Origin of the sequence: Microbispora bryophytorum (genome assembly GCF_006874465.1) — a bacterium.
Taxonomy (GTDB): Bacteria; Actinomycetota; Actinomycetes; order Streptosporangiales; family Streptosporangiaceae; genus Microbispora; species Microbispora bryophytorum.
This window is the reverse complement of record NZ_VIRL01000017.1, coordinates 79,645-97,892: the sequence shown is the minus strand read 5'-3', so window position 1 is coordinate 97,892 and position 18,248 is coordinate 79,645. Positions and strand designations below refer to the sequence as shown.

At 71.1% G+C, this 18,248-nt stretch carries 23 protein-coding genes; 12 read left to right on the top strand and 11 right to left on the bottom strand.

Annotated elements, in window-relative coordinates:
• Positions 1-183 precede the first annotated feature (183 nt).
• Positions 184-1,776: a hypothetical protein gene (locus FLX07_RS26635; RefSeq protein WP_142574411.1), complete on the top strand. Its 1,593-nt coding sequence runs from the start codon at positions 184-186 to the stop codon at positions 1,774-1,776.
• A gap of 104 nt (positions 1,777-1,880) precedes the next feature.
• Here the strand turns inward: FLX07_RS26635 and FLX07_RS26630 are convergent, their stop codons facing one another.
• The 3 genes from FLX07_RS26630 to FLX07_RS26620 form a co-directional block, all read right to left on the bottom strand.
• On the bottom strand, positions 1,881-2,150 hold the full coding sequence (locus FLX07_RS26630) for a GlsB/YeaQ/YmgE family stress response membrane protein (RefSeq protein ID WP_142574410.1): 270 nt from the start codon (positions 2,148-2,150) through the stop codon (positions 1,881-1,883).
• A gap of 192 nt (positions 2,151-2,342) precedes the next feature.
• Complete coding sequence (ispF, locus tag FLX07_RS26625; RefSeq protein WP_142574409.1) at positions 2,343-2,801, bottom strand: 2-C-methyl-D-erythritol 2,4-cyclodiphosphate synthase; 459 nt, start codon at positions 2,799-2,801, stop codon at positions 2,343-2,345.
• 17 nt (positions 2,802-2,818) lie between these two features.
• Positions 2,819-3,301 (bottom strand): CarD family transcriptional regulator, encoded by a 483-nt coding sequence (locus FLX07_RS26620; RefSeq protein WP_030510364.1) that lies wholly within the window; start codon positions 3,299-3,301, stop codon positions 2,819-2,821.
• Between the two features lie 257 nt (positions 3,302-3,558).
• Between FLX07_RS26620 and FLX07_RS26615 the strand changes: the two genes are divergently transcribed.
• Positions 3,559-4,209 (top strand): copper chaperone PCu(A)C, encoded by a 651-nt coding sequence (locus FLX07_RS26615; protein WP_229689517.1) that lies wholly within the window; start codon positions 3,559-3,561, stop codon positions 4,207-4,209.
• 92 nt (positions 4,210-4,301) lie between these two features.
• Here the strand turns inward: FLX07_RS26615 and FLX07_RS26610 are convergent, their stop codons facing one another.
• A complete protein-coding gene (locus tag FLX07_RS26610) occupies positions 4,302-4,991 on the bottom strand; it encodes a response regulator transcription factor (protein WP_142574408.1) in 690 nt (229 codons plus the stop codon).
• Entirely contained in the window at positions 4,988-6,178 is a 1,191-nt protein-coding gene (locus FLX07_RS26605) for a sensor histidine kinase (RefSeq protein ID WP_373292452.1), read from the bottom strand. Before FLX07_RS26605 ends, FLX07_RS26610 begins: the two co-directional genes overlap by 4 nt.
• A gap of 103 nt (positions 6,179-6,281) precedes the next feature.
• Between FLX07_RS26605 and phoU the strand changes: the two genes are divergently transcribed.
• Both phoU and FLX07_RS26595 read left to right on the top strand, forming a co-directional pair.
• Entirely contained in the window at positions 6,282-6,941 is a 660-nt protein-coding gene (gene phoU / locus FLX07_RS26600) for a phosphate signaling complex protein PhoU (protein WP_142574407.1), read from the top strand.
• Between the two features lie 118 nt (positions 6,942-7,059).
• Positions 7,060-8,490 carry a hypothetical protein gene (locus FLX07_RS26595; RefSeq protein WP_142574406.1) on the top strand — a complete coding sequence of 477 codons (1,431 nt, stop codon included), beginning with the start codon at positions 7,060-7,062 and terminating at the stop codon, positions 8,488-8,490.
• Between the two features lie 53 nt (positions 8,491-8,543).
• Here FLX07_RS26595 and FLX07_RS26590 read toward each other — a convergent pair whose 3' ends face one another.
• Genes FLX07_RS26590 through mshA form a run of 3 tightly spaced genes read right to left on the bottom strand, consistent with a single transcriptional unit; the run spans position 8,544 to position 11,106 of the window.
• Positions 8,544-9,287 (bottom strand): phosphoglyceromutase, encoded by a 744-nt coding sequence (locus FLX07_RS26590; protein ID WP_142574405.1) that lies wholly within the window; start codon positions 9,285-9,287, stop codon positions 8,544-8,546.
• Between the two features lie 39 nt (positions 9,288-9,326).
• A complete protein-coding gene (locus FLX07_RS26585) occupies positions 9,327-9,812 on the bottom strand; it encodes a type III secretion system chaperone family protein (protein WP_142574404.1) in 486 nt (161 codons plus the stop codon).
• A 10-nt stretch (positions 9,813-9,822) separates the two neighbouring features.
• Entirely contained in the window at positions 9,823-11,106 is a 1,284-nt protein-coding gene (gene mshA / locus FLX07_RS26580; protein ID WP_268239444.1) for a D-inositol-3-phosphate glycosyltransferase, read from the bottom strand.
• A gap of 130 nt (positions 11,107-11,236) precedes the next feature.
• Between mshA and FLX07_RS26575 the strand changes: the two genes are divergently transcribed.
• From FLX07_RS26575 to FLX07_RS26565, 3 genes are read left to right on the top strand one after another with little or no spacing between them, the layout of a single operon-like run.
• Positions 11,237-12,028, top strand: a complete 792-nt coding sequence (locus FLX07_RS26575) for an SDR family NAD(P)-dependent oxidoreductase (protein WP_142574504.1) — start codon at positions 11,237-11,239, stop codon at positions 12,026-12,028.
• Positions 12,029-12,083: 55 nt separating this feature from the next.
• Positions 12,084-12,902: a class I SAM-dependent methyltransferase gene (locus FLX07_RS26570; RefSeq protein WP_142574402.1), complete on the top strand. Its 819-nt coding sequence runs from the start codon at positions 12,084-12,086 to the stop codon at positions 12,900-12,902.
• Positions 12,903-12,930: 28 nt separating this feature from the next.
• A complete protein-coding gene (locus tag FLX07_RS26565) occupies positions 12,931-13,458 on the top strand; it encodes a GNAT family N-acetyltransferase (RefSeq protein ID WP_142574401.1) in 528 nt (175 codons plus the stop codon).
• 17 nt (positions 13,459-13,475) lie between these two features.
• On the opposite strand, the gene FLX07_RS26560 is transcribed toward FLX07_RS26565, so the two are convergent.
• The gene (locus FLX07_RS26560) at positions 13,476-13,994 is read right to left on the bottom strand and encodes an O-acetyl-ADP-ribose deacetylase (RefSeq protein ID WP_142574400.1); all 519 of its coding nucleotides are present in this window, start codon (positions 13,992-13,994) and stop codon (positions 13,476-13,478) included.
• Positions 13,995-14,045: 51 nt separating this feature from the next.
• Between FLX07_RS26560 and FLX07_RS26555 the strand changes: the two genes are divergently transcribed.
• The 5 genes from FLX07_RS26555 to FLX07_RS26535 all read left to right on the top strand — a co-directional run bounded on the left by FLX07_RS26555 (position 14,046) and on the right by FLX07_RS26535 (position 16,714).
• On the top strand, positions 14,046-14,402 hold the full coding sequence (locus tag FLX07_RS26555) for a BlaI/MecI/CopY family transcriptional regulator (protein WP_079316189.1): 357 nt from the start codon (positions 14,046-14,048) through the stop codon (positions 14,400-14,402).
• The gene (locus FLX07_RS26550) at positions 14,399-15,313 is read left to right on the top strand and encodes a M56 family metallopeptidase (protein WP_142574399.1); all 915 of its coding nucleotides are present in this window, start codon (positions 14,399-14,401) and stop codon (positions 15,311-15,313) included. Before FLX07_RS26555 ends, FLX07_RS26550 begins: the two co-directional genes overlap by 4 nt.
• 68 nt (positions 15,314-15,381) lie before the next feature.
• The gene (locus FLX07_RS26545) at positions 15,382-15,816 is read left to right on the top strand and encodes a helix-turn-helix domain-containing protein (protein WP_142574398.1); all 435 of its coding nucleotides are present in this window, start codon (positions 15,382-15,384) and stop codon (positions 15,814-15,816) included.
• A 3-nt stretch (positions 15,817-15,819) separates the two neighbouring features.
• A complete protein-coding gene (locus tag FLX07_RS26540) occupies positions 15,820-16,179 on the top strand; it encodes a hypothetical protein (RefSeq protein WP_142574397.1) in 360 nt (119 codons plus the stop codon).
• Positions 16,180-16,363: 184 nt separating this feature from the next.
• The gene (locus tag FLX07_RS26535) at positions 16,364-16,714 is read left to right on the top strand and encodes a DUF2516 family protein (protein WP_229689516.1); all 351 of its coding nucleotides are present in this window, start codon (positions 16,364-16,366) and stop codon (positions 16,712-16,714) included.
• Between the two features lie 7 nt (positions 16,715-16,721).
• On the opposite strand, the gene FLX07_RS26530 is transcribed toward FLX07_RS26535, so the two are convergent.
• A complete protein-coding gene (locus FLX07_RS26530) occupies positions 16,722-17,693 on the bottom strand; it encodes a magnesium transporter CorA family protein (protein WP_142574396.1) in 972 nt (323 codons plus the stop codon).
• Between the two features lie 96 nt (positions 17,694-17,789).
• Positions 17,790-18,206, bottom strand: coding sequence for a VOC family protein (locus tag FLX07_RS26525; RefSeq protein WP_142574395.1), 417 nt, complete (start codon positions 18,204-18,206; stop codon positions 17,790-17,792).
• Positions 18,207-18,248: the final 42 nt, after the last annotated feature.

The following is an 18,248-nucleotide window of genomic DNA, read 5'->3' as shown; positions in this document are numbered from 1 at the left end:
GCACCATGCCTCGCCAGGCGTGGGCGGACACGCAGCGTCGCCGGCCACCGTGGGCGCCGCGACTCACCGGGCCGGCCCGGACGGGGCCGGAGATTCCCGGCGGACTCCCCGGTTCCGACACGAAACAGGTGATCACGCGGGTAGTGATCGACCGTCACTCCGATTCTGTAGGCTCGAAACGCCATGGACGTGACTCCCCCCGGCGCGGCAGGCACGGCCTCCCGCCCGTCCCGAAACACCCCCTCCGGAATCCCGCTGGTGCTGCGCCGCCTGGCCATCGGCCTCGCGGGCGCCGCCCTCGCAGTGCTCGCGGGGGTCGCCTGCGCGCTGTCCTTCGACGACCTGCGGGCTCTGGCCGTCTTCGGGCGCGCCGAGCCGCGGCTCGACTACCTGTATCCCGCGGCGTTCGACATTCTGCTGGTCGTCGCCCTGGTCAGCGTGCCGTTGCTGCGGGCCGCGCGATTCCTGGTCCGGTTACAGGCGGGCTTCGTCCTGCTCCTGCTCCTGGCGTCGGCCGCCGCCGCGAACGCCGCGACCGCCGTCGGCCTCTCCTTCGACCCCGACGCCTCCGCTCTCGTCGTCGCGTTGTCGCCCTGGGTGATGCTCACCATGGGGCTGTGGTTGCTGCTGCTCCTGTTGAAGCACGTGCGCACCAATCGGGCCGACCTGGACGACGACTCCGATGATGGCTCCGGCGACGACCTGGTGCCCTTCGACGGCTCGCGCGAACCCCGGACCAGCGTCACCGCCCCCTATCCGGTGGCCGTGCGGGAGCGCCCCACGCCCGCGCACACCGTCATCGAGGAGCACGGCGCGCCGCCCCTGCAGCCGGTTCCCGAAGCCGTGGCACCCCCCGGCTACGTCCCCCCGCTGCCGGTCAGCCCGGTCTCCGAGACCGTCGCGCCACCCGAGTACGCCCCGCCGCTGCCCGTCACCCCTCTGCAGGCCGAGGGCGAGGCCGGACCGCGCGCCGTCACCCCCGACACCGACGAGGACGGCGTACGGCTATCGCCCGAGGCGATCCCGGAAATCGTCCCCGGGCCCGAGACCGAACCCGAGACCGAATCCGGGGCGAATCCGGACCAGGCGCCGGACGAGCCCGAGGCCCTGCCCGTCGTGACTCCCACGGCGGCGCCCGGCACCCCGCCCCTCGCGGAGCAGGCCGATCCGGTCGTGACGGAACCGGTCGTGACGGAACCGGCCGCTGAGACGGCCACGGACGAGCGCGCCCCCGACGCGGAGCCCGTCGCCGCCGCGACGCCCGCCGAGCCCGCTCCGCAGGCGCCTTCTCCCGCCGAAACGGGTGACCGCCCGCCGCAGCCCCGCCGCAACCGTCCCGTGCGCTGGGGCGACCTGGTACGGCCGCACACCGGTGACGTCCTCGTGCACCCCCGCCCCCAACCGGACGAACCCGCCGCGGCAGAGCCGGAGCGGCCCGATGACGAGGCGGGCATCGACACCCAGCCCCTCCGTCAGATCAGGGATGTGCCGGACCCCGCCCACACGCCGGACCCCGTCCACACGCCGGACCCCGTCCACGTGCCGGACCCCGCCCACGTGCCGGACCCCGCCCACCCTTCGGACTGCGCCGACCCGGTCGAGCAGGACGGAAGGCACGGGCCGCACGCCGCGGAAGACGGCCGTCACGGCGCGCCGGAAGCCGGTGCCACCGACGAGGGCACCGGGGAGGGCACCCGGGAGGCCGGCGGGGAGGGAACGGTGCCGATGGCGCCTCCGTCGGGCCGGATGCGCAGCACACCGCGCCCGCCCGCCTGAGCCGGGCCGTCCGTACACGCGCAAGCCCGCCCGGCTGGGAAGCCGGACGGGCCTGCGCGCTATTGGGGGGTGAGAGCGGGGGGCCGCCCCACCGAGCGAGTGCCTTACACCCGCGACCCTCGCCTGAGGCCGGCAACGATGCCGACACCCACGACGGCCAGTACGACCTGCATGACCAGTTCGATCCAGTCGATGCCATCCGTCGTGGACACGCCCATGACCTGGGCGATCGCGGTACCGATGAGCGCCGCCACGATACCGACGACGATCGTCAGGATCCAGCCGATCGGCTGCCGACCGGGCAGGAACAGACGGCCCAGAGCGCCGATGACCGCACCGATGACGATGGCGCCGAGAATGGACTCGATTGTCATATCGACCTCCCGATGAGGGTGACCCTTTCATCCTCGGACTGTGGGATACCCCACGGAAGGGAAATATGCGCCCCATGAAAGAAAAAAGAGGGCGGCGGCTCGATTCCGCGCCTTGGTTCGAGCCGCCGCCCACGTGCTAGTGAGACGCTCCGGGCCTCATCCAGGTTGGCATGTCCGATTGGAACGGAACATTCATGCCGGAAGGATCACGGCGGTCGCGATGGCCGCCACGCCCTCGCCCCGGCCGGTGAGCCCGAGACCGTCGGTCGTGGTGGCGCTGACGCTCACCGGCGCCCCAGCGGCGGCCCCGAGGGCCTTCTCCGCCTCCGCGCGGCGAGGTGCGACCTTCGGACGGTTCCCGATGATCTGGACGGCCAGGTTGCCAATCTCGAATCCGGCCGCCCGCACCTGGCGGGCCGCCTCCTCCAGGAGAGTGACGCCCGCGGCGCCCGCCCAGCGGGGATCGGAGGTGCCGAAGAGGGCGCCCACGTCACCGAGCCCGGCGGCCGACAGCAGCGCGTCACAGCACGCGTGCGCCGCCGCGTCGCCGTCGGAGTGACCGGCCAGCCCGGTCTCGTCCGGCCAGAACAGTCCGGCGAGGTGGAGCTCCCTACCGGACGCGAAAGGGTGGACATCGACCCCGATGCCCACCCTTGGCGATGTGATGTTCAGGAGTTCAGCACCTCGTCGAGCAAGGCCTCCGCCTTGTCCTCATTGGTCTTCTCGGCCAGCGCGAGCTCGCTGACGAGGATCTGGCGCGCCTTGGCGAGCATGCGCTTCTCACCGGCGGACAGGCCGCGCTCCTTGTCGCGCCGCCACAGGTCGCGCACCACCTCGGCCACCTTGTTGACGTCCCCCGACGCCAGCTTCTCAAGGTTGGCCTTGTAGCGGCGGGACCAGTTGGTGGGCTCCTCCGTGTGCGGCATGCGCAGAACGTCGAACACCCGCTCGAGTCCCTCTTGGCCGACGACGTCGCGCACCCCGACGAGCTCGGCATTTTCCGCTGGTACCTGTACGGTCAGGTCGCCCTTGTCGACCTTCAGCACCAGGTAGGTCTTTTCCTCACCCTTGATGGTTCGGGTCGTGATGGCCTCGATCCGAGCAGCCCCATGGTGGGGGTAGACGACAGTGTCGCCGACCTGGAAAGTCATGTGACGAGTACCCCTTCCGCTGTACTCCAGGGTACCACGCGGTTACCGCCTCCCGGAACAGTGAAAGAAACATAACTGCAGGTCAAAGCCCCGTTTTGGGGCTTGACAAGCCACTCACTCTGTGAATCGGCAGAGGAGACATGCGGGATGACCTGCGCTGCTGCGGCGCGTGGACCGGGAGCCGACGCCGGACCGGTGACCGGCGCGGATAAGGTGATTGCTGCCCATACACGTGCGTACCAAGGAGACCTCGAACCGTGACCAGCAGCAGCCGTCGCAGGGCGATCGCCGTTGCCGCGCTCCTCGCCGCCGCCATCCCTGCGCTGGCCGCGTGTGGCGCCGGTTTCGACGCCAACACCAATGTGCCGTACGCCCCGAACGAAGCGGGCGTCCTCTACGACGGCGACGGCCCCGGCAAGGCCTACGGCAAGAACGGCATCATGATCCCGCAGGCGTTCGTCCTCGGGCCGGACTCCGGCCAGCAGCTCGCCACCGGCGGGTCGGCGCCGGTCTACCTGACTCTCCTGAACAGCACGGGGACCGCCGACCAGCTCATCAGCATCGTCCCCGAGGAGCAGCTGGCCACGTCGGTCAAGGTGCAGAGCCCCATCAACCTTCAGCCGGGCACGCTCGCCGGCACCCCCGGTGTCACGATCGACGGTCTGAAGACGGCGCTGCGCGGCGGCGAGAGCATCAAGCTCACGCTCCAGTTCCAGAACGCCGGCGACGTCGCGCTCACCGTGCCGGTCGTCGCCCGCAGCCGCGAGTTCGCGACGCTGCCGCCCGCGCCGACGGCCCTTCCCGTGGCCTCGCCGCTCGCCACCGGCAGCCCGGCTCCGTCGGATGCCGCCAGCCCGGAGACCACCGAGGCCACTCCCTCCGAGTCGCCCGCCACGAACGCCGGTTGACGGCCGTGTAGACGCGTAGAAGCCCCTGTCCTGCCGGACAGGGGCTTCCTCGTTCGGGACGGGGCCCGCGGGCCGTACGGGCCCGTACGGGCTCACTCGTCGGCGGGGTCGAACTTGTAGCCGAGGCCGCGCACCGTGAGGATGCAGCGGGGGTTGGAGGGGTCGGCCTCGACCTTGGCCCGCAGCCGCTTCACGTGCACGTCGAGCGTCTTGGTGTCGCCCACATAGTCGGCGCCCCAGACCCGGTCGATGAGCTGGCCTCGGGTGAGCACCCGTCCGGCGTTTCGCAGCAGCACCTCGAGCAGCTCGAACTCCTTCAACGGGAGCTGCACCTGCTGGCCGCGTACGGCCACGATGTGCCGGTCGACGTCCATGCGGACCGGTCCCCCGGCCAGGACGGCCGACTCCATCTCCTCGATGTCGCCCTGCCTGCGCAGCACCGCGCGGATGCGCGCCACCAGCTCGCGGGACGAGAACGGCTTGGTCACATAGTCGTCGGCGCCCAGCTCCAGGCCGACGACCTTGTCGATCTCGCTGTCCTTCGCGGTCAGCATGATCACAGGCACCTTGGAACGCTGCCGCAGCGAGCGGCACACCTCGGTTCCGGGCAGGCCCGGGAGCATCAGGTCGAGCAGGACGAGGTCGGCGCCGTTGCGGTCGAACGCGTCCAGCGCGTCGGGGCCGGTGGTCGCCACCGCGACCTCATACCCCTCTTTCCTGAGCATGTACGACAAGGCATCCGAGAACGACTCCTCGTCCTCGACGACGAGTACCCGAGTCACTTAGCGGCCTCCTGGGGAATGGTCGTGCTTGGTACGGGGACCGCCTGACCGCCGAACGCGGGAAGGCGAAGAGTGAAGGTCGAACCGGAGCCCTCTTTGCTCCACACCGCGACCTCTCCGCCATGGGCGACGGCCACGTGTTTGACTATCGCGAGGCCGAGCCCGGTGCCGCCGGTGGCCCGGGACCTGGCCGGGTCGACGCGGAAGAACCGCTCGAAGATGCGCTCCTGGGCGCCTTCCGGGATGCCGATGCCCTGGTCGCTGACGCTCAGCTCGACGGCGTCCCCGGCCGGTCTGGCGCTGATCACGACGCGGGTGTGCTCGGGGCTGTAGGCCACGGCGTTGTCGATGAGGTTGCGCAACGCGGTGACGAGAAGCTCCTCGTCGCCCCAGACCTTCAGGCCCTCCGCGCCGCCCGCGACGAGCGTGATGTCCTTCGCCGACGCCTTCGTGTTGCACCGGTCGATCGCCTCGTGGACGGTCTCGTCCACGGGCACCTGCTCGGGCGCCGGGATGGGCTCACCACCCTGGATCCGCGACAGCGTGATCAGGTCCTGCACCAGGTAGGTCAGGCGCGCGGCCTCGTGCTGCATCCGGCCGGAGAACCGCTTCACGGCCTCGGGGTCGTCGGCCGCGTCCTGGACGGTCTCGGCGAGCAGGCTCAGCGCGCCGACCGGCGTCTTGAGCTCGTGGCTCACGTTGGCGACGAAGTCCCTGCGCACGGCCTCGACCCGCTGCCGCTCGGTCTGGTCCTCGGCGAGCACGAGCACCTGTCCGTGGGAGCCGAGCGGAGCGACCCGCACCGCGAACGACGTGGACTCCTGCCCGAACTTGCGGCCGGCGGTCTCGATCTCGCTCTCGCGGATCTCGCCGTCCCTGCGGACCTTCCTGGCCAGCGCGAGCAGTTCGGCGGCCATGAGGCTCTCCCCGCGTACGAGACCGAAGGCGCGTGCGGCCGAACTGGCACGCAGCACCCGGTCCTCGCGGTCGAGGACGACCGCCGAGGAGGGCAGCACGGCGAGCACCGACGCCACCCCCGGGGGAAGGCCGTCGTCCACCGATTCCTGTGCACGGGGCTTGTCCGCCTGCCGTCGGATCGCGAGCATGACGAAGGAGCCGAGGACGAATCCGCCCATCGCCGCCAGGCTCGCCAGCAACTCGTTCACGTTCAGCAGCCTAGGCGGCATTTCCGGTTCTTCCACCTGCCCGACCTGGCACGACGCCCTGTTTCCGGAAAAGTTCATCCGGCGGTCGGGATTCGTTCACGGACGCGCGCGTAGCGTGGCGGCCATGCGCGACGCCTATCACGAAGAGCTTGCGGCCCTGACCGACCGCCTGGTGGAGATGACCCGCCTGGTGCGGTCGGCCATGTCGAGGGGCACGACCGCCCTGCTCGACGCCGACCTGCAGCTGGCGGAGAGCGTCATCTCGCAGGACAACGAGGTCGACCGGCTGCACCAGGAGCTCGAGGCCTCGATCTTCGAGCTGATGGCCCTGCAGCAGCCGGTGGCGGTCGACCTGCGTGCCGTCATCACCGCCCTGCGGATGGCCGCCGACCTGGAGCGGATGGGCGACCTGGCCGAGCACATCGCCAAGCTCGCCCGGATGCGCCACCCCGAGTCCGCCATCCCGGCAGCGCTGCGGGACACGTTCGTCGAGATGGGCGCCATCGCCGAGAACCTGATCACCAAGGCGGGCAGCTGCATCGCCTCCCGCGACATCGAGCTCGCCAAGGAGCTTGAGGAGGACGACGACGCGATGGACCGCCGTCACCGCCGGCTGTTCCGCATCCTGCTCTCCAAGGACTGGGAACACGGCATCGAGGCCGCCATCGACATCACGCTGGCCGGCCGCTACTACGAGCGGTACGCCGACCACGCCGTACGCGTCGCCCGCGACGTCGTGTACCTCGTCACGGGTACGCGCGACGTGGACGCCATCCCCGGCTGACGCGGCGGCGTACAGGGGCGCGAAAGCCCCGGTCCTCGGGGGGCCGGGGCTTTCGTTTGCCCCTCGAGTCGCCGGACTGTGAGTTGTTTGTCGCACGTGCCGAATAGTCTTCGCTCCCGTGCCGAGACGATCATGGATGCTCTGGGTGGCGGCGACGCTGACCGCCGCGGCTCCTTCCCTCTTCTTCTGGGTCATATGGACCCTGACCGGCGACTACGGCAGCCGGAGCTACCTGTCGATGTCCTCGGGCTCCTGCCTCGGGTGGGACATCTACGTTCAGGTCTCCCCCTGGGCCTATCCCGTCAAGGCCTTTCCCCTCTTCTCGTACGGCGGTGCACCGCTGATCGTCCTGGGCTTCGCGGGCTGGTGTCTGAGCCTGCGAAGCGGGCGGACGGGACTGGGCAGGATGATCGGCCGTTGCGTGGCCGTCGTCCTGCTCGTCCTCAACCTCCCCGACCTCCTGCTTCCCACGCTGGACGCGGCGCTCGGCCCCGCGTGCACGCAGATCTGGGGGCCGCCCGAGCTGTTGTCCCAGCAGTTCGCGTGGGGGCTCTACGACTGCGTTCCGCCGATCCTCGTCCTGCTCGCCGTACGCGCTCCCCGGCGCGCGTTCGTGCGCCGGGGACCGGTCGTCCGTACGGCGGCGGGCGTCCTGGCGGTGACCGCGGTCGTCCTGCTCCCGGCGGCGTCGGCCCCGCCCGGGAAGGTGAGCGCGCAGTGGGAACTCGGTTGTCCCGGATTCGGCGACGACTCGGCCACGAGGTTGAACGCGGCGGAGAAGCGTTTCCTCTGCACGGTCCGCGGCTACGACCGCCCGTACGACTCGGGCGTGGAGGGGTGGGACGAGGTCTCCGACCAGGACGTCCTGGCCCAGGGACGCCACCTGTGCGCGCTGGCGACCCGGCATGGAGGCGATATCGCCGCACGCGCCGTCAGCGAGGCGCCACAGGCGTCCCTGGCGGGTGCGCTGCCGAGCCTGTGCCCGGCCGTGGCCCGCGCGCAGCAGGCGGAGGCCGACCGGCGGCAGGCGGAGTCGGAGGCGTACGTCGCCCAGAAGGAGCGGGCCTGCGCGGCGCATCCCCGGCACCGCCCGAAGATCGAGCCCGTACGGCAGCGCCGGGCCACGCTGTGGACGGAGTTCTGGACCATCGACGGGTGGGAGGACGGCTACGAGGGCAATCCTCCGGACCTGGTGGAAGAGCTGGTGGGAAGCGGCCGGGGCACGCTGGCGATCTGGGCCGCCGACGAGATCGGACACGCGTGTGTGACCGTCGAGTCCTACACGCGGCGCCCGCCACAGGAGACGAGAGGCTGGGAGGAGGTGGTCGAGGTGGGCTACGAGAGCCCGACCGGGTCCCTGGAACTGGTGGACGGCGAAGGCACGAGCCTGAAGGGGCTCACCACGCGCGGCCCGGGTTCCTACCGGGTCCGGGTCCACCTGCGCGGGCGCAAGCTCGTGACCCAGACGGTCGACGCTCCGGACGGCGCCGTCGAACTCCTGGTCCAGGTGTTCCCCGGCACCGCGAAGAAGCCGGTCGTCTACAAATGACCGAAGGCCGCGCCCCCGCAGCGGGACGCGGCCTTCGTGAGAAACGTGAGAAGTTACTTCTTGCCCTGGTTGGCGACGGCCTCGATGGCGGCCTTGGCGGCCTCCGGGTCGAGGTACTCGCCCTTGCCGACCGGGCGGAAGTCGGCGTCCAGCTCGTAGCGCAGCGGGATGCCGGTCGGGATGTTCAGGCCCGCGATGTCCGCGTCGCTGATGCCCTCCAGGTGCTTGACCAGCGCGCGCAGGGAGTTGCCGTGCGCCACCACCAGCACGTCGCGACCGGCCGCCAGGTCGGGGACGATCTCGTCGTACCAGTACGGCAGCATGCGCCCGACGACGTCCTTGAGGCACTCGGTGCGCGGCACCAGCTCCGAGGGCAGCAGGGAGTAGCGGCCGTCGCCGACCTGGGAGTACTCGTCGTCGTCGGCGATCGGCGGCGGCGGCACGTCGTAGGACCGGCGCCACAGCATGAACTGCTCGTCGCCGAACTCCGCGCGGGTCTGGGCCTTGTCCTTGCCCTGGAGCGCGCCGTAGTGGCGCTCGTTCAGCCGCCAGGAGCGCTTGACCGGGAGCCACAGCAGGCCGGCCGCCTCAAGCGCGATGTTGGCGGTCCTGATGGCCCGGGTGAGCACCGAGGTGTGCACCACGCCGGGCCGGATGCCGGCCTCCAGGAGCAGCTCACCGCCGCGCCGCGCCTCCTCCTCGCCGGTCGGCGAGAGGGTGACGTCCACCCAGCCGGTGAACAGGCCTTTGACATTCCATTCGCTCTCGCCGTGCCGCAGCAGCACCAAAGTCGCCATGCGGCCAATCCTATCGGCGTGCGGCAGACGTCCCGTTGGTCAGGACTCGACCACCCGCGCGAAGGCCTGGAGGTTGGCCAACGACTCGCCGCGCTTGACCCGCCACTCCCACTCGCGCCTGATGGACGTCGCGAAGCCCAGCTCGAGGGCGCGGTCGAACGACTCGTCCGAGTAGGTGAGGACGCAGCCGAGGACACGGTCGATCTCCTCCTCGGTCACCGCGTCCAGCGGCAGCCGGCCGACCAGGTGCACGTCGCCCGTGTCGTCGACGGCGAAGTGGACGCCGTACATGGAGCCGTTCTTGTGGAGCAGCCAGCGGTAGAACTCGGCGTGGTTCTCGTCGGGCTGCCGGCAGAAGAACGCCTCGACATTGAGCGCCTGGTCGCCGATGACGAGCCAGGTCAGCGTGGCGAGCTTGTGCTGGCCCGGCAGCCTGACCAGGAACGCGCCCGGCTTCGGCCGTTCGTAGGACAGCTCGGCGGACTCCAGCGCCGACGCGATGACGGCTTCCAGATCCGGTCTCATACCGCCCACCCTACGAGTTGACCGCGATGGGGGTCTGGTGGAGCTGGGCCATGGCGCCGGCGTACACGTCGGCCAGCCGGGCGGCGGTCGCCGACCAGCCGAACGCGGTGGCGTGCTGCACGGCGTTGGCGGCCAGCTCGGCGAGCCGGTCCGGGCGCCGGGCCAGCACGGCGAGCTCGCGCGCCCAGTCGTGCGGGTCGTGCCCCGCCACCAGCACGCCGGACACGCCGTCCTTGACGGCCGTGCGCAGACCGCCGACCGCCGCCGCGACGACGGGCGTGCCGCACGCCTGCGACTCCAGCGCGACCAGCCCGAACGACTCGTTGTAGGAGGGCACAACGGTCACGTCGGCGGCGCGATACCAGTCGGCCAGCTCCGGCTGCGGCGCGGGCGGCGCGAGCCGTACGACGTCGGCGATGCCCAGCTCGGCCGCGAGGTCGCTGAGCAGGGAGGGACGGGCGAGACCGTTGCCGCTGGGCCCGCCCACGCAGGCCACGACGAGCCGCGACCGCAGCGAGGGGTCCTCCACGAGCATCCGGGCGGCGGCCCTGAGCAGGACGTCGGGGGCCTTGAGCGGCTGGATGCGGCCCACGAACAGCAGCACGTGGGCGTCCTGCGGCAGGCCGAGGCGGCGGCGCGCGGCGCCCTTGGACCCGGGCTGGAAGACGGCGAGGTTCACGCCGGGGTTGACGACCGCCACCCGCTCGCGCGGCGCGCCGTACAGGCTGATCAGCTCCTCGGCCTCGGCGGCGGTGTTGGCGACCAGGCGGTCGGCGACCTCCACGACCTGCTCCTCGCCGAGCACGCGCATCGCCGGCTCGGGCTTGTCGCCCTCGGCGAGCAGCGCGTTCTTCACCTTGGCCATGGTGTGCATGGTGTGCACGAGTGGCACGCCCCAGCGTTCCTTGGCCAGCCAGCCCACCTGGCCCGACAGCCAGTAGTGCGAGTGGATGACGTCGTACCGGCCGGGGTCGTACATCGCCTCCGTGCGCAGCACACCGGACAGGAAGCCGCACAGCTGCCCCGGGAGATCGGCCCGGTCGAGCTCCTCGTACGGCCCCGCGGTCACGTGGCGCACGAGCACGCCCGGACTCAGCTCGGCGACCGGAGGCAGGTCGCGGGCGGTACGACGGGTGAAGATCTCCACCTCGATGCCCAGCGCCGCGAGACGTTTGGCCACCTCGAGGATGTAGACGTTCATGCCGCCCGCGTCCCCGGTGCCCGGTTGGTCCATCGGGGACGTGTGCACGCTGATGGTCGCGACGCGGTTGACCCGACGCCGTAACACCGACACCCGAACCACCTCCGAGAGGGTTATAACTACGGAAATCATCACTGGATTCCCCGACATAGGTGAGACCGGGGGCCCCTGAGAGGATGTCGCCTGCCGATCGAGGCGATGTGGAAGGACGATGGCGGTGACGATGACCAATCCCGCGGCGACCAATCCCGCGGCGACCAGCCCCGCGGTCAGGATCGCGGTGGTGACCGGCGCGAGCAGCGGCATCGGCGAGGCGACGGCCCGCCGGCTCGCCGCGGAGGGATACCGGGTCGTGGCGGCGGCGCGACGGCGGGACCGGCTCGACAAGCTCGCGGCCGAGGTGCCCGGCGTGCGCCCGGTGACGCTGGACGTGACCGACCAGGCGTCGGTGGACGCCCTGGCCGCCTCGCTGGAACGCTGCGACGTCCTGGTGAACAACGCGGGCGGCGCGTTCGGGCTCGAGTCGGTGGCCGAGGGCCGGGTGGACGACTGGCAGCGGATGTACGACGTGAACGTGCTCGGCTCCCTGCGCATGACCCGGGCCCTGCTGCCGAAGCTCATCGAGTCGGGAGACGGCGTGCTGGTGATGCTCACCTCGACGGCCGGGCTCGTGTCGTACGAGGGAGGCGGCGGCTACTGCGCGGCCAAGCACGCCCAGACCTCGATGACCGAGACCCTCCGCCTGGAGCTGTGCGGCGACCCGGTGAGGGTCGTCGAGATCGCGCCGGGCATGGTGCGGACCGAGGAGTTCGCCATCACCCGCTTCCGCGGCGACGCCGAGCGTGCCGCCAAGGTCTACGAGGGCGTCCCCGACCCGCTGAGCGCCGACGACGTCGCCGACGTGATCGCCTTCGCCGTGACCCGCCCCTCGCACGTGAACATCGACAGGCTGGTCGTCCGGCCGCGCGCGCAGGCCGCCCAGCACAAGGTGCACCGGGTCGCTCCGGCCACATGAGCGCCGGCCACATGAGCGCCGCGTGCGAGAACGCCGTGTGCATGAACGCGGGGACATGAGACCGGTCCGGCCCGGCCGTCCCGTGGGGACGGTCACGCGCGGCACCACCGGGCACAACCGGCTGCGCCGCTGCGACCGCTGGATCGCCGCCGTGCACGGCCCGCTGCTGCGCTCGGCCCCGGCGGGCGCGGCGCCGCTGGTGGTGGACCTCGGCTACGGCGCGTCCCACACCACGACGACCGAGCTGTTCACGCGGCTGCGCCGGGTCTGCCCCACGGTCGAGGTGGTGGGCCTGGAGATCGCCCCCGAGCGGGTCGCGGCGGCCAAGCCGTACGAGCGGGAGGGCCTGTCGTTCGTCAGGGGCGGCTTCGAGCTGCCGATCCCCCGCCCGCCGATGATCGTGCGGGCCTTCAACGTGCTGCGGCAGTACGGCGAGGCCGAGGCGTGGGAGCACTGGGACCGGCTACGGGCCGGTCTGCACCCCTCGGGCGTGCTCGTCGAGGGCACCTGCTCAGAGGTCGGCCACCGGGCGACCTGGGTGGCGCTCGGCGCCGAAGGGCCGCGCACGCTCACCTTCGCGGCCCGGTTCACCGGCTTCGAACGCCCTTCCGATCTGGCCGAGCGCCTGCCCAAGACGCTGATCCACCGCAACGTCCCGGGCGAGCGCGTCCACGCGTTGCTGGCGGACTGGGACCGCGCCTGGGCGACCTGCGCCTCCTTCGGCGCGTACGGCACGCGGCAGCGTTGGATCAGGGCGGCGGAGCTGCTGGCGCGCGACTGGCCGGTGGTGGTGACGCCGCCGACCGGCGGCCACGGCCGCTGGCGGCTCGGCGAGCTGACCCTGCCCTGGAGCAGCGTCTCCCCCCGCGATTGACGGCGGGGGCGGTTGATAGCGTCCCGGCATGCGCTTCGTCCTCGACCCGCAGATGACCCCCGAGCTCTTCGAGGAGCTCCTGAGCTGCTGGGCGGAGGTGACCAACGCGAACGGAGCGGTGGGTTTCGTGCCGCCCGTGACGCCGGACGACGTCAGGCCGACGGCCGACAGGGCGTTCGCCCGCACCCGCTCCGCCGCGGGGCCGCAGGCCCCCGACAGTCTCCTCGCCGGGTTCGGTGACGACGGCACCGTGGGCGCCTGGCTCATCCTGGGCGACAACGGCTCGGGCCTGCGGGCGCACTGGCGATGGCTGCTGCGGGTCATGGTCCACCCCAAGCACCAGGGCAAGGGGCTCGGCAGGGCGCTGCTGCTCGCCGCCGACGACGCCGCCAGGTCGCTCGGCCTGGAGGCGTTGCAGCTCACGTGCCGCGGCGGCACCGGGGTCGACCGCTTCTACGCGAGCGTGGGCTACCGGGAGGTCGGCCGGGTGCCCCGCTCGATCCGGGTGGCCCCCGGTGACGACCGCGACGAGATCTACATGCTCAAGTGGCTGTGAAAGTTTTGGCCTAATGCTTATCCGATGTCCTGTAGGGCCGATTCGAACACCGCATAGGCTGCGGTACTGAACAGCACGAAGCGCACCTCTTCCACCACGGTCGGGGCGGCCTGCCGTATCGCGCCGATCGCGATGCGGGCGGCGTCCTCGACCGGCCACCGGTAGATCCCCGTGGAGATCGCGGGGAACGCCACCGTGCCGGCGCCCAGCGTGTCGGCGACGACGAGCGACTCCCGATAGCAGGAGGCGAGCAGATGGGATCGGTCCTCGCTCCGCGAGTACACGGGCCCGACCGTATGGATCACCCATCGCGCGGGCAGGCGCCCCGCGGTGGTGGCGACGGCCTGACCGGTCGGCAGTCCCCTGCCGTACCGGGACGCGCGCAGCGCCCGGCACTCCTCAAGGATCTCCGGGCCGCCGCGCCGGTGGATGGCGCCGTCCACCCCTCCGCCGCCCATCAGGGACGAGTTGGCCGCGTTGACGATCGCGTCCACCCGCTGCTCGGTGATGTCGCCCTCGACCAGAACGATTTTCATGTCTCCTACCTCTCTACAGGACGTAGTACTACCCCGGGTAGGCTTAAAGACGTGAAGGGACTGGGAGAGCTCGAACGTAGCATCATGGACATCCTCTGGGCGGAGAACACCCCGCTGACGGCCCGCGAGGTGGGACGCCTCATCGAGGATCGCGACCTCGCGCCGACGACCGTGATGACCGTGCTCGACCGCCTGGCCCGCAAGGGCTTCCTCAACCGCACCCGCGACGGCCGCGCCTGGCGCTACCAGCCCGCCGCGAGCCGCGACGCGTACGTCGCCGAGCTCATGCTCGAAGCCCTGGACCTCACCGGCGACCGCGACGCGGCGCTGACCCGCTTCGCCCGCGCCGTCTCCGGGTCGGAGGCCGAGATCCTGCTGAAAGCCCTCACGGAGCTGGAGGAAGAGTGATCGCGGCGGCGGTCTTAGCGGCGCTCGCCATGATCTGCGCGGTGGCCGCGTGGCGGCTGACGTTCGCGCGCTGGACCTGGCGCGCCCCGCGCACGGCGATCCTGCTGTGGCAGTCGCTCGGGCTGACCTGGGGGCTCGCCTCCATCGGCGCCCTGCTCGCCTTCGCGCTCGACCCCTACCGTAAGGGCGTCGTGCACGGGCTCGCGGAGTTCCTGCTGAGCGTGGAGTTCGGCGCGCGCCAGCCGTACGACTACCTCCGGCTGGGCGCGCTGGTCGCGGGTCTGTCGCTGCTCGCGGTGCTGGTGGCCCTGCCCCTCGCGGCCGGGGCGCAGACGCTGCGTGCCCGCCGCCGGCACCGGCTCCTGCTCGCGCTGGTCGCCAGGGACGAGCCGGCCGTGCCGGGCGTGCGGGTGGTCGACTTCCCCGGGGCCGCCGCCTACTGCCTGCCGGGGCTCAAGTCGCAGGTCGTCATCAGCGATGGGACGCTGCACCTGCTGTCGTCCGCCGAGCTGGATGCCGTGCTGGCGCACGAGGCCGCCCACGTACGGGAGCGCCACGACCTGGTGCTGCTGCCGTTCGCCGCGCTGCGCCGCGCGCTGCCGTGGTCGAAGCTGGTCCGCGACGCGCAGGCGTCGGTCGAGCTGCTGGTCGAGATGGCCGCCGACGACCGTGCCCGGCAGCAGTGCTGCCCGCGCAGGCTGGCCACCGCTCTGCTGCGCTTCGGCACCTCGGCCGCGCTGCCCACGCCACAGGGCGCGCTCGGCGTGTCCGCGCCGTCCAGCGTGATGGCCCGGGTCGACCGGCTCGTACGGCCCGAGGTCGCGCTTCCCGCCACCCACCGCTTCCTCATCCTGGCCGGATCGGTGGCGCTCGCCATCAGCGCCCCGCTGCTTTGGCTGCTTCCTGGATAAGCCTTGGGTGCTAGCTGGAATTAACCACCGAGTTTGCAATTGCAAGCAGCGCGATGCAGACTGGGGACATGGAACTGCCCAAGGTCGCCTCGCTCGGTGAGTACATCCGCCAGCAGCGGCAGCAGGCGAAGATCTCGCTTCGTCAGCTCGCCGCGCAGGCCGGTGTGTCCAACCCTTACCTGAGCCAGGTGGAACGGGGCCTGCGCAAGCCGAGCGCGGAGATCCTGAACCAGATCGCGAAGGGTCTGCACATCTCCGCCCAGGCGCTCTACGTCCAGGCCGGTCTCATCGAGGACCGCGAGCCGCACAGTGACGTGCTGGCCGCCATCCGGGCCGACGTCACACTCACCGGTCGGCAACGTCAGGTGCTGATCGACATCTACGAGTCGTTCTGTAAGGAGAACCGGGCCGACACCGCCCAGCCGCCGCAATCGGCTGAGCATCTCGGGGACGGCCCGGTTAACCCACTGAACGGCATCACACCGGATTCGAGGGAAGGATAGCCCATGACCATCACGACCCAGGCCAAGAAGATCACGGAGTCCAAGCCGTTCTACGCGCTCACGGGCGCCGGCGACTTCGCCGTGGAGAAGGCCCGCTCCTACGCCTCCACCGTGCAGGACAAGGCGGAGGTCGTCGCGCGCGAGCTGCCGGAGAAGGCGAAGGGCTACGCCGACGCCGCGGCCACCCGGTTCAACCGGCTCTACGACGACCTGGCCAGCCGCGGCCGCAAGGTCGTCAGCCGGGTGAGCGGCGAGGCCGCGCTGGAGCTGACCGAGGTCTCGGAGACCGCCGAGCCGGCGATCGCCGCCGAGACCACGTCCAGGCGGACCGGTCGCGCCCGCGCCACCACGAGCCAGAGCTGATCGCGGCCCACGCGAGCGACACGGCGGCCCGCCTTCCCTCGGGGGAGGCGGGCCGCCGCCGTTCACGAGCTCCCGGGGTGATCCGAGGCGCGGCGCCCCGGGAAGTTCGCGGAGACCGGCCTTCCCGCCCGCGCCATCTGTCGGCGCCGCCCACTAGTGTGGGGGCGTCAGTGACTGTGACCGTGTGGGAGAGTCCATGTTCGGGCTGTACGGCATCCTCGACATCATCTTCTGGCTGCTTTCCGTCGGGGCCTTCGTTTTGTCCGGCTGGGCGCTGGTGCACGCCCTGCGGATCCCCGCACACGCCTTCCCGGCGGCCGGCAAGCAGACCAAGCGGCTCTGGCTGATCATCCTCGGCCTGGCGACGCTGTTCACCTTCGCCGCCGCGATCAACTACCTGGGCATGGGCATGGGGCTGCCCAACATCTTCACGATCGCCGCCGTCATCGGGGCGGGCATCTACCTCGCCGACGTGAAGCCCGCGGTCAACGGCTACCGGGGCGGCGGCAACCAGGGGCCGTACGGGCCATGGTGACCTGCCGTCAGAGCCAGTCGCGGGCCCGGAACACCCGGTAGAGCGCGGCCGAGGCGACGACGATCAGCACACTGGACGCCCAGAAGCCCCACGAGTGCCCGAAGCCGGGAAACGGGATGTTCTGGCCGTAGAAGCCGGTGATCAGCGTGGGCACCGCGATGATCGCGGCCCAGCTCGTCACCCGCTTCATGATGAGGTTCATCCGGTTGCTCTGCATGGTCAGGTGCGTCTCGCGGATGTTGCTGACCAGCTCGCGCAGCGACTCCGTCCACTCCGTGGCCCGCAGCACCTGGTCGTACACGTCCTGGAAGTACGGCGTCATCTCACCGTCGTCGCTCAGGCCGTTGCGGCGCAGCAGCGTGTTCACGGCCTCCCGCATGGGCATCACGATCCGGCGCAGCGTCACCAGGCTCTTGCGCAACTCGAACGTGCGCCGCTGGTCAGCAGGGCTGACCGGCCGGTCGCCGAACACCGTCCCCTCCAGGTCCTCGACCTGCTCGTCCATCCCCTCGACGGTCTCGAAGTGGCTGTCCACCACGTAGTCGAGCAGGCCGTGCAGCAGGAACGCGACGCCGTGCCGCGCCAGGGCCGCCCCCTCGTCCCAGCGCCGGACCACCTCCTCGATGGAGAAGTCGTCCGACTGGCGCACGGTGACCAGCGCGTTCTTCGTGATGAAGGCGGTGGCGGGGGCGGTCCGCACCTGCCCGGACGCGCTGTCGAAGGCCGCCGCGTAGACGCTGAGGAACATGTGGCTGTCGTAGACGTCGAGCTTGGGCCGCTGCCGGTGCTGCAGCGCGTCCTCCACCGCCAGGACGTGCAGCCCCAGCTCGTCGCTGATGGCGCGGAGGTCCTCCTCGGTGGGGGCGCACATGTCGAACCACACCACCGCTGACGGGTCCTTGACGTGCTCGGAGACGTCGGCGACGGGAAAGCCCTCGGCCTCCAGGGTTCCGTTCCGGTACAACCGGGTGAGTCCCATGGACGGTTACCCTACCCACCCGGCAGACCCGGCCACAGGGGGCGCTCTCCCGGAGTCACGCGGGAGGACGCCCCCGTCTCGCCCGGCGCCGACGCGTCAGCCCTTGCCGAGCTGCTGGAAGCGGATCATGTTGCCCGCCGGGTCGCGGAAGGCGCAGTCCCGGACGCCGTACGGCTGGTCGATCGGCTCCTGCAGGACCTCGGCGCCGGACTCGCGGATCTTCTCGAAGGTCGCGTCGCAGTCCGGGGTGGCGAAGACGACGGCGCGCAGCCTGCCCTTCGCGAGCAGGTCGCCGAGCGCGGCGCGGTCCTCCGGGGAGGCGGTCGGGTCGGCGTTGACGGTCTCCAGGACGATGTTGACGTCCGGCTGCGACGACGGGCCCATGGTCAGCCAGCGGGCTCCCTCGTAGCCGACGTCGTTGCGCAGTTCGAGGCCGAGCACGTCCCGGTAGAAGGCGAGCGCCGCGTCGCCGTCGTCGACCGTGATGTAGCAGTAGTGAAGAGTGAGTTCCATACCGATGACGCTACGGCCGGTGGTGTTCCCCATGCTTCTCGA